Here is a 9725-nt window from a genome sequence, read left to right as displayed (position 1 = left end):
GGCCTATACCATTCCCGTCATTATTATTGGCGGATGCTGGTTTGCCTGGCGCCATCGTCAGAACGACGACTACATCGACTATTTCGCGGTTTCGCTGCGCCTGATAGGCGCGCTGGCGTTGATCCTCACTTCCTGCGGGCTGGCAGCCATCAACGCCGATGACATCTGGTATTTCGCGTCTGGCGGGGTCATCGGTAGCCTGCTGAGCTCTGCGTTACAGCCTATGCTTCACAGCAGCGGCGGTACCCTGGCCTTGCTGTGTATCTGGGCGGCAGGATTAACGCTGTTCACCGGCTGGTCGTGGGTGAGTATTGCCGAGAAGATCGGCAGTTTTGTCCTCACTATTCTGACCTTTGCCAGCAACCGTACCCGTCGTGACGACACATGGGTCGATGAAGACGAATATGAAGATGAGTACGAAGAGGAAGACGATGCGCCAGTACAGCGTCGTGAATCTCGTCGTGCACGTATTTTGCGTGGAGCACTGGCACGCCGTCAGCGCGTCGCCGAGAAATTTGCCAACCCGCTGGGCCGTAAAACCGATGCGGCGCTCTTCTCCGGTAAACGCATGGACGAAGACGATCATGTTGAGTACCGTTCAGCCGGTGCCGCCGTCGATCCTGATGATGTGCTTTTCTCTGGTAGTCGCGCCACGCCAGGCGATTTTGATGAATACGATCCACTGCTAAACGGTCACTCTGTTACCGCACCGGTTGCCGCCGCGGCAGCCGCGACCACGGCGGCGCAGGCTTATGCAGCACCAGCGGAAGCCGTTATGCCGTCTGCGTCGGTTCCCGCTCCCGAGTCCGCTATTCAACAGCCTCAGGTAGAGTGGCAAACGGCGCCTGGCGTTCATACGCCAGAGCCGGTTATCGCACCAGAGCCAGAAAGCTATGCGCCGGTCCAGCAGGAACCGTGGCAGCAACCTTATCAGCCTGAGCCCGTTCATGAGCCGCAGGGGTACCCGTACGACGAGCAGCCCGTCGCGCAACCGTATCAGGAGTATGTCCCTGAGCCTGTTCAGCCTGCTGAGCCTTATGTCGCTCCTCAACCAGAACCTGAGGTTGTGGAAGAGGTCAAACCGTCTCGTCCGCCAATGTACTATTTCGAAGAGGTTGAAGAGCGCCGTGCCCGTGAGCGCGAGCAACTGGCAGCATGGTATCAGCCTGTTCCTGAGCCGGTGCAGGAGCCTGTTGTGAATACACCTTCTGTCTCCGCACCGCCGGTTACTTCAACGCCTGCGGTTGCACCAGTGGCAGAGAGCGTGAAACAGGCTACAGCAGCCGCTTCGGCTGCGGCGCCGGTCTTTAGCCTGGCGACAGGTGGAACACCACGTCCTCAGGTAAAAGAGGGGATTGGCCCGCAGTTGCCGCGTCCTAACCGCGTGCGTGTGCCAACCCGCCGCGAGCTGGCATCCTATGGCATTAAACTGCCTTCTCAGCGTATGGCTGAGGAGAAAGCCCGTGAATCTGATTACGACGATGATGCAGATGAAATGCAGCAGGATGAACTGGCGCGTCAGTTCGCCGCACAGCAGCATCAGCGCTATGGCGAGGAGTATCAGCACGATCATCCTGCTCAGGCGGACGATGATGATGCAGCAGAGGCAGAATTAGCACGCCAGTTTGCGGCCACCCAGCAGCAACGCTATTCAGGTGAGCAACCTGCTGGTGCGAACCCGTTCTCGCTGTCGGATTTCGAATTCTCACCGATGAAAGATCTGGTCGATGATGGTCCGAGTGAACCGCTGTTCACGCCGAGCGTCATGCCGGAAGCCGAGCCGGTGCGTCAGCAGCCGGCCCCAGCGCCGCAGGCTTACGCCCAGCCGCAGCAGCCTGCGCCACAATCTTATGCGCAGCCACAGCAGCCACAGCAGCCACAGCAGCCACAGCAGCCGCAATTCCAGCAGCCTCAGGCACAGCCGCAGGAAAGTCTCATTCATCCGCTGCTGATGCGTAACGGTGATAGTCGTCCGTTGCAACGTCCGAGCACGCCTCTGCCGTCGCTGGATCTGTTAACGCCGCCGCCAGCAGAAGTTGAGCCGGTCGATACCTTCGCGCTGGAGCAAATGGCCCGTCTGGTAGAAGCGCGTCTGGCTGACTTTCGCATTAAAGCGGACGTGGTCAACTACTCTCCAGGCCCTGTCATTACCCGTTTCGAACTCAACCTGGCGCCTGGCGTTAAAGCCGCGCGTATTTCAAACCTGTCCCGCGACCTGGCGCGTTCTCTGTCGACCGTTGCGGTTCGTGTGGTTGAAGTCATACCTGGTAAACCTTATGTCGGCCTTGAGCTGCCGAACAAAAAACGTCAGACCGTTTACCTTCGTGAAGTGCTGGATAACACCAAATTCCGCGACAACCCTTCACCACTGACCGTGGTGCTGGGTAAAGATATCGCGGGTGAGCCGGTGGTAGCCGATCTGGCGAAAATGCCCCACCTGCTGGTCGCGGGTACAACCGGTTCCGGTAAGTCGGTGGGTGTGAACGCCATGATCCTTAGCATGCTCTACAAAGCGCAGCCGGAAGATGTCCGTTTCATCATGATCGATCCGAAAATGCTGGAACTGTCGGTCTATGAGGGGATCCCGCATCTGCTGACGGAAGTTGTGACCGACATGAAAGACGCGGCCAACGCTCTGCGCTGGAGCGTCAACGAGATGGAGCGCCGTTATAAGCTGATGTCGGCTCTGGGCGTGCGTAACCTTGCCGGTTATAACGAGAAAATCGCCGAGGCGGCGCGGATGGGTCGTCCAATTCCCGATCCATACTGGAAACCGGGCGATAGCATGGATGCCCAGCATCCGGTGCTGGAAAAACTGCCTTACATCGTCGTGCTGGTGGATGAGTTCGCCGACCTGATGATGACCGTCGGTAAGAAAGTGGAAGAGCTGATTGCCCGTCTGGCGCAGAAAGCGCGTGCGGCCGGTATCCACCTCGTCCTGGCGACGCAGCGTCCTTCTGTGGACGTCATCACGGGTCTGATTAAAGCCAACATTCCGACCCGTATCGCCTTTACCGTATCAAGCAAAATTGACTCGCGTACCATCCTTGATCAGGGCGGTGCTGAATCGCTGCTGGGGATGGGGGATATGCTCTACTCCGGCCCGAACTCCACCTCTCCGGTGCGCGTTCACGGCGCATTTGTTCGCGACCAGGAAGTGCATGCCGTGGTGCAGGACTGGAAAGCGCGCGGTCGTCCACAATACGTTGACGGCATTACCTCCGACAGCGAAAGCGAAGGCGGCGGCGGTGGCTTTGACGGCGGCGAAGAGCTGGATCCGTTATTCGACCAGGCGGTTAATTTTGTTACCGAAAAACGCAAAGCGTCGATCTCCGGCGTTCAGCGTCAGTTCCGTATTGGCTACAACCGCGCGGCGCGCATCATTGAGCAGATGGAAGCTCAGGGCATTGTCAGTGAGCAGGGGCATAACGGTAACCGTGAGGTGCTGGCTCCGCCGCCGTTTGATTGATCTTCAGCGTGTGCAAAGAAGGGTAAATCAGCCAAATTTAAGCATTTTCTTCTGTCACCTGCCTGCGGGCAGGTCCAGAATAGAAAACGGAAACCCCATTTCGGGATGACGTATTTTAAGGAACAACAATGAAAAAAATCGCAATCGCTTGTGCATTACTCACCAGTTTTGTCGCCAGCAGCGTCTGGGCTGATGCGGCCAGCGACCTTAAAAGCCGCCTGGATAAAGTGAGCAGCTTCCACGCCAGCTTCACGCAAAAAGTGACTGACGGCAGCGGTAATGCGGTGCAGGAAGGCCAGGGCGATCTGTGGGTAAAACGCCCAAATCTTTTCAACTGGCACATGACTCAGCCGGATGAGAGCATCCTGGTCTCTGACGGCAAAACCCTGTGGTTCTTCAACCCGTTTGTTGAGCAGGCAACCGCCACCTGGCTGAAAGATGCGACCAGCAACACGCCATTTATGCTGATTGCCCGTAACCAGGCCAGCGACTGGCAGCAGTATAATATTAAGCAGAACGGTGATGAGTTTGTCCTGACGCCAAAAGGCAGCAACGGCAACCTGAAGCAGTTCACCATCAATGTAAGCACCAACGGTACCATCAATCAGTTCGGCGCCGTTGAGCAGGACGATCAGCGCAGCAGCTATCAGCTCAAATCTCAGCAAAATGGCGCTGTCGATGCATCTAAATTTACCTTTACCCCGCCGCAGGGCGTAACGGTGGACGACCAACGTAAGTAAGAGGCATGAGTGGGCAACCTGTCGCTCGATTTTTCAGATAATGCGTTTCAACCTCTGGCCGCGCGTATGCGGCCAGAAAATTTAGCTCAGTATATTGGCCAGCAGCACCTGCTGGCTGCGGGGAAGCCGTTGCCGCGGGCCATTGAAGCCGGGCATCTGCACTCGATGATCCTCTGGGGACCACCCGGTACCGGTAAAACCACGCTTGCTGAAGTGATCGCCCGCTACGCTAACGCGGACGTCGAGCGCATCTCGGCCGTCACATCCGGTGTGAAGGAGATCCGCGAAGCAATCGAGCGCGCGCGCCAGAACCGTAACGCCGGGCGACGAACCATCCTCTTTGTGGACGAAGTCCATCGCTTCAATAAAAGTCAGCAGGATGCATTCCTGCCGCACATCGAAGACGGCACCATCTTCTTCATCGGTGCCACCACCGAAAACCCGTCGTTTGAACTCAACTCAGCACTGCTTTCCCGGGCGCGCGTCTACCTGCTTAAATCGCTCACCACCGAGGATATTGAAAAAGTTCTCACCCAGGCGATGGACGACAAAGCCCGCGGCTATGGCGGACAGGACATTGTCCTGCCTGACGACACGCGTCGGGCAATTGCGGAACTGGTTAACGGCGATGCGCGGCGGGCGCTGAATACCCTGGAAATGATGGCCGATATGGCCGAAGTCGACGACGCCGGCAAACGGGTATTAAAACCGGAACTGTTGACCGAAATTGCCGGTGAGCGTAGCGCCCGTTTTGATAACAAAGGCGATCGCTTTTACGATCTGATCTCGGCGCTGCATAAGTCGGTACGCGGCAGCGCGCCGGATGCCGCGCTTTACTGGTATGCACGCATTATCACTGCCGGTGGCGATCCGCTGTACGTCGCGCGTCGCTGTCTGGCGATTGCCTCAGAAGATGTTGGCAATGCCGATCCGCGCGCCATGCAGGTGGCGCTTTCGGCCTGGGATTGTTTTACTCGCGTCGGGCCGGCAGAAGGTGAGCGCGCTATTGCTCAGGCGATTGTCTATCTGGCCTGCGCGCCGAAAAGTAATGCCGTCTATACCGCATTCAAAGCGGCCATGTCGGATGCGCGTGAGCGCCCGGACTACGATGTGCCGGTGCATCTGCGTAATGCGCCAACGAAGCTGATGAAAGAGATGGGGTACGGGCAGGAGTATCGTTACGCTCACGATGAACCCAACGCTTACGCGGCCGGGGAGGAGTATTTCCCGCAGGAAATGGCACAAACCCGCTATTATCACCCCACAAACAGAGGTCTTGAAGGCAAGATTGGCGAAAAGCTCGCCTGGCTCGCCGGACAGGATCAAAATAGCCCTATAAAACGCTACCGTTAGTTCAGTCGTTGCGGTAATGTTGGCATTGTATCCCTGTGGCCGCAGGCTGTGGCCACATTTTCCTATTTTAATTCGATAAGCACAGGATAAGCATGCTCGATCCCAATCTGCTGCGTAATGAGCCAGACGCAGTCGCTGAAAAACTGGCACGCCGGGGCTTTAAGCTGGATGTAGATAAGCTGCGCGCTCTTGAAGAGCGTCGTAAAGTTCTGCAGGTACAAACTGAAAATCTGCAGGCAGAGCGTAACTCTCGATCGAAGTCCATCGGCCAGGCGAAAGCGCGCGGGGAAGACATTGAGCCATTACGCCTGGAAGTGAACAAACTGGGTGAAGAGCTGGACCAGGCGAAAGCTGAGCTGGACGTTCTTCAGGCAGAAATTCGTGATATCGCCCTGGCTATCCCGAACATTCCTGACGACAGCGTTCCTGTCGGTAAAGACGAAAACGACAACGTTGAAGTGAAACGCTGGGGTACGCCTCGTGAGTTCGACTTCGAGGTTCGCGATCACGTTACTCTGGGTGAAATGCACGCGGGCCTGGACTTTGCGGCAGCCGTGAAGCTGACCGGTTCTCGCTTCGTGGTGATGAAAGGTCAGATTGCTCATCTGCACCGTGCGCTGGCACAGTTCATGCTGGATCTGCACACTGAGCAGCACGGTTACAGCGAAACCTACGTTCCGTATCTGGTTAACCACGATACTCTGTACGGTACCGGACAACTGCCGAAATTTGCCGGCGATCTGTTCCATACCCGTCCGCTGGACGAGGAAGCCGACAGCAGCAACTACGCGCTGATCCCAACCGCGGAAGTGCCGCTGACCAACCTCGTGCGTGATGAGATCATCGACGAAGACGACCTGCCAATCAAACTGACGGCGCACTCTCCGTGCTTCCGCTCTGAAGCGGGTTCTTACGGCCGTGACACGCGTGGTCTGATCCGTATGCACCAGTTCGATAAAGTTGAGATGGTACAGATCGTTCGTCCGGAAGAGTCCATGGACGCGCTGGAAGAGATGACCGGCCACGCGGAGAAAGTGCTGGAGCTGCTCGGCCTGCCGTACCGTCGTATGGCGCTATGCACCGGTGATATGGGCTTTGGCGCCTGCAAAACCTTCGATCTGGAAGTGTGGGTACCTGCGCAGAACACCTACCGTGAAATCTCCTCCTGCTCTAACGTCTGGGATTTCCAGGCGCGTCGTATGCAGGCACGCTGCCGCAGCAAGTCCGACAAGAAAACCCGTCTGGTGCATACCCTGAACGGCTCTGGTCTGGCTGTTGGCCGTACGCTGGTTGCCGTGCTGGAAAACTATCAGCAGGCAGACGGACGTATTGAGATCCCTGAAGTACTGCGCCCATACATGAAAGGCCAGCAGTACATTGGCTAATTCTTTGCCTTACAACAAAAAAGCGCCTTTTGGCGCTTTTTTTATACCCTCGGTTTGATACGACGCAATACCCCCTCCCTCTAAAGTAGTAATACTCCTGCGAATGAAAGCCAGCATAAAACACGCATAACGCATTAGCTCGTTATATATAAAACTATATCGCGGTTAATTCCGCCGCTTATTCTTTGTGAGCAACCAAAGTGAGTCTTTATGAAAATCAAAGCGCCTGAAGCGTTAATGGCTGCCGAGGTCACTCGCCGTGGGTTGATGAAAACCACGGCAATTGGCGGTCTCGCCGTTGCCAGCAGTGCCTTCACTCTCCCTTTTACCCGACTGGCGTCGGCGGCGGATGCGTTGTCCCCGGCTACGGCCCCGGAAAACGTGGTGTGGAGCGCCTGTACCGTAAACTGTGGTAGCCGTTGTCCATTACGTATGCATGTGGTGGATGGCGAGATCAAATACGTCGAAACCGACAATACCGGTGACGATAACTACGACGGCTTGCATCAGGTTCGCGCCTGTCTGCGTGGCCGCTCAATGCGCCGCCGGGTTTATAACCCGGACCGTCTGAAGTACCCGATGAAACGCGTCGGTAAGCGCGGGGAAGGGAAGTTCGAGCGCATCAGCTGGGATGAAGCTTACGATATCATCGCCAGCAATATGCAGCGTCTGATAAAAGAGTACGGTAACGAATCCATCTACCTGAACTATGGCACCGGAACGCTCGGGGGAACGCTGACCCGCTCCTGGCCACCGGGCAAAACGCTGGTGGCGCGCTTGATGAACTGCTGCGGCGGTTATCTCAATCACTACGGTGACTACTCTTCTGCACAGATTGCTGCCGGCCTGAACTACACCTACGGTGGCTGGGCAGACGGTAACAGCCCGTCCGATATCGAAAACAGCAAACTGGTGGTGCTTTTCGGTAACAACCCCGGTGAAACGCGCATGAGCGGCGGTGGGGTAACCTATTACCTTGAGCAGGCTCGCGCCAAATCTAACGCCCGGATGATCATCATCGATCCGCGTTATACCGATACGGGGGCAGGCCGGGAAGATGAGTGGATCCCTATTCGCCCGGGTACCGATGCGGCGCTGGTCAGTGCGCTGGCGTGGGTCATGATCACCGAGGACCTTGTCGATCAGCCATTCCTCGATAAATACTGCGTCGGATATGACGAGAAAACCCTGCCCGCCAGTGCCCCTGCCAACGGGCATTACAAGGCGTATATTCTGGGTCAGGGCAGTGACGGCGTGGCGAAGACCCCGGAGTGGGCATCAAAAATCACCGGGATACCGGCGGAACGTATTGTCCAGCTGGCGCGTGAAATCGGTTCAGCGAAACCGGCCTACATCAGCCAGGGCTGGGGGCCACAGCGTCACGCGAATGGCGAAATCGCCACCCGCGCTATTTCGATGCTCTCCATTCTGAGCGGTAACGTGGGTATTAATGGTGGGAATAGTGGCGCGCGCGAAGGTTCCTATTCGCTGCCGTTTGAACGGATGCCAACCCTGGAAAACCCGGTTCAGACCAGTATCTCCATGTTTATGTGGACCGACGCCATTGAGCGCGGGCCGGAGATGACCGCCCTGCGCGATGGCGTACGGGGCAAAGACAAGCTGGATGTGCCGATCAAGATGATCTGGAACTACGCCGGTAACTGCCTTATTAACCAGCACTCGGAGATCAACCGCACCCACGAAATCCTGCAGGATGACAAGAAGTGCGAGATGATTGTGGTGATCGACTGCCACATGACCTCATCGGCGAAATATGCGGATATTCTGCTGCCGGATTGCACCGCCTCGGAGCAGATGGATTTCGCGCTGGATGCCTCCTGCGGCAACATGTCCTACGTGATCTTCACCGACCAGGCCATCAAACCGCGTTTCGAGTGCAAAACCATCTATGAGATGACCTCTGAGCTGGCGAAACGTCTTGGTGTCGAACAACAGTTCACAGAAGGCCGCACTCAGGAAGAGTGGATGCGTCATCTGCATGAACTTTCCCGTAAAGCGATCCCTGACCTGCCGGATTTCGATACCTTCCGCAAGCAGGGCATCTATAAACAGCGCGATCCGCAAGGGCACCACGTGGCGTACAAAGCCTTCCGCGACGATCCACAGGCGAATCCGCTGACCACGCCATCGGGCAAAATCGAGATTTACTCCGAAGAGCTGGCAAACATTGCCGCAACCTGGGAATTGCCGGAAGGGGATGTTATCGATCCCCTGCCGATCTACACGCCCGGGTTTGAAAACTATAACGATCCGCTGACCGCAAAATTCCCGCTGCAACTGACCGGATTCCACTACAAAGCGCGCGTTCACTCCACCTACGGCAACGTTGATGTGCTGAAAGCCGCCTGCCGCCAGGAGATGTGGATTAACCCGATGGATGCGAAAGCACGAGGCATCAGTAATGGCGATCGTGTGCGTATCTTTAACGGTCGCGGCGAGGTGCATATTGAAGCCAAAGTGACGCCGCGCATGATGCCTGGCGTTGTCGCGCTGGGGGAAGGCGCGTGGTACAGCCCGGATGCAAACCGCATCGACCAGGCTGGCAGTATTAACGTACTGACCACGCAGCGCCCGTCGCCGCTGGCGAAAGGCAACCCGTCCCACACAAACCTTGTTCAGGTTGAGAAGGTGTAAGGAGTAACCGATGACAACCCAGTATGGATTTTTTATTGACTCCAGCCGTTGCACCGGGTGCAAAACCTGCGAGCTGGCCTGCAAGGATTACAAAGACCTGACCCCGGACGTCAGCTTCCGCCG

The 9725-nt window shown here is 56.7% G+C and carries 6 protein-coding genes; all 6 read left to right on the top strand.

Annotated elements, in window-relative coordinates; all coding sequences use genetic code 11:
* On the top strand, positions 1-3469 hold a 3469-nt coding region (gene ftsK / locus APU11_RS01325; protein WP_060578305.1), incomplete at its 5' end, for a DNA translocase FtsK.
* Positions 3470-3597: 128 nt separating this feature from the next.
* Positions 3598-4209, top strand: a complete 612-nt coding sequence (lolA, locus tag APU11_RS01320; RefSeq protein ID WP_013097319.1) for an outer membrane lipoprotein chaperone LolA — start codon at positions 3598-3600, stop codon at positions 4207-4209.
* A gap of 9 nt (positions 4210-4218) precedes the next feature.
* Positions 4219-5562, top strand: a complete 1344-nt coding sequence (gene rarA / locus APU11_RS01315; protein ID WP_029882995.1) for a replication-associated recombination protein RarA — start codon at positions 4219-4221, stop codon at positions 5560-5562.
* Between the two features lie 92 nt (positions 5563-5654).
* The gene (gene serS / locus APU11_RS01310; RefSeq protein WP_008499983.1) at positions 5655-6947 is read left to right on the top strand and encodes a serine--tRNA ligase; all 1293 of its coding nucleotides are present in this window, start codon (positions 5655-5657) and stop codon (positions 6945-6947) included.
* Between the two features lie 210 nt (positions 6948-7157).
* Positions 7158-9602, top strand: a complete 2445-nt coding sequence (dmsA, locus tag APU11_RS01305; protein ID WP_058650645.1) for a dimethylsulfoxide reductase subunit A — start codon at positions 7158-7160, stop codon at positions 9600-9602.
* Positions 9603-9612: 10 nt separating this feature from the next.
* Positions 9613-9725, top strand: a 113-nt coding sequence (locus APU11_RS01300; RefSeq protein WP_001710386.1) for a 4Fe-4S binding protein, incomplete at its 3' end; no start/stop codon positions are given.

The sequence above is a fragment of the Enterobacter sp. 50793107 genome (assembly GCF_001463365.1).
GTDB classification, from domain to species: domain Bacteria; phylum Pseudomonadota; class Gammaproteobacteria; order Enterobacterales; family Enterobacteriaceae; genus Enterobacter; species Enterobacter cloacae.
This window is presented reverse-complemented; position numbering and strand designations above follow the sequence as displayed.

What these genes read in the sequence shown, in the direction of transcription:
- lolA (WP_013097319.1), top strand. Translation starts at nt 3,598, where the DNA reads ATGAAAAAAATCGCAATCGCTTGTGCATTACTCACCAGTTTTGTCGCC.
- dmsA (WP_058650645.1), top strand. Translation starts at nt 7,158, where the DNA reads ATGAAAATCAAAGCGCCTGAAGCGTTAATGGCTGCCGAGGTCACTCGC.
- serS (WP_008499983.1), top strand. Translation starts at nt 5,655, where the DNA reads ATGCTCGATCCCAATCTGCTGCGTAATGAGCCAGACGCAGTCGCTGAA.